The organism is Candidatus Symbiopectobacterium sp. NZEC135 (genome assembly GCF_025962695.1).
The window spans coordinates 1-881 of record NZ_JAGFPF010000861.1; the positions used below are offsets into that span (position 1 = coordinate 1).

1 protein-coding gene and 1 pseudogene are annotated in these 881 nt (G+C 58.2%); one reads left to right on the plus strand and one right to left on the minus strand.

The window, feature by feature from the left end:
- Positions 1-112 (plus strand): annotated as a pseudogene (locus J5224_RS31010) (phosphate-starvation-inducible protein PsiE); the annotation flags it as partial.
- A gap of 7 nt (positions 113-119) precedes the next feature.
- Here J5224_RS31010 and yegS read toward each other — a convergent pair.
- A partial coding sequence (yegS, locus tag J5224_RS31015) for a lipid kinase YegS (RefSeq protein WP_264628853.1) occupies positions 120-881 on the minus strand: 762 nt, incomplete at its 5' end.

Here is an 881-nt window from a genome sequence, read left to right on the forward strand (position 1 = left end):
GATCATCGTAGACCACAAAGATCCGCTGGATACTCTCGCTTATGCTGCCGCTATTCTGGTGCTGGTGGTGACGCTTTATCTGGCTAACAGCAAACGGCTTATGCGGGAGTGACAGCGCGTTATGCCAGCAGCGGACACTGTGGTGGCAGCCGACAGGTCAAGGCGGCGGGCAGGATCTCAATGCGGAACCGGTTGGCGCTTAACGGCTCGCCGTCCAGGTTAAAGGTGATGTCGTCAGGCGCAACGATCTCCAGCCAGGGCAAGGTTGCAGCGATCACGTTTGGATTTTCGCTGCCAGTGAACAGTGCCTGAAGCATATTGGGTAGCAACTCTTTGGCCGAAAGCACGCGCAGTTGCAACTGCCCATCGTTAATCAGCGCCTCCGGGCACAGCGGTTGGCCACCACCCGCCTGCCGTCCGTTACCGATGGCGATCACCAGCGTATCACCTGACCATTGAAAGTCCGGGCCGCGAATGTCGCAGCGCTCTGCGGTCAGCATATCCATACGCAGCAGGGCGTGCAGCACATAGGAAGCACCGCCCAGTGCGGATTTCATCTTCGAGGGCGTTTCTGTGGTGATGCGTGTGGCGAAGCCGCCGGTCGCCATATTGATGAAATAATGGCTGTCATTGACGCAGGCAACATCGACAGGCGTCGGGTGCCCTTTCAGCGCCAATGCGAGTGCATGTTCGATATCAAGCGGGATCTGGCAACTGGTGGCAAAATCATTCGCGGTGCCAAGCGGGATGATCCCGAGTGCTGGGCGCTGGGCTGGCCCACATTGCACCAATGCGCTGGCGACCTCATTGATGGTGCCATCGCCACCGGCAGCAATCACATTATCCACCTTAAGCTGTACGGCCTCCTCGACGTAGCGTTT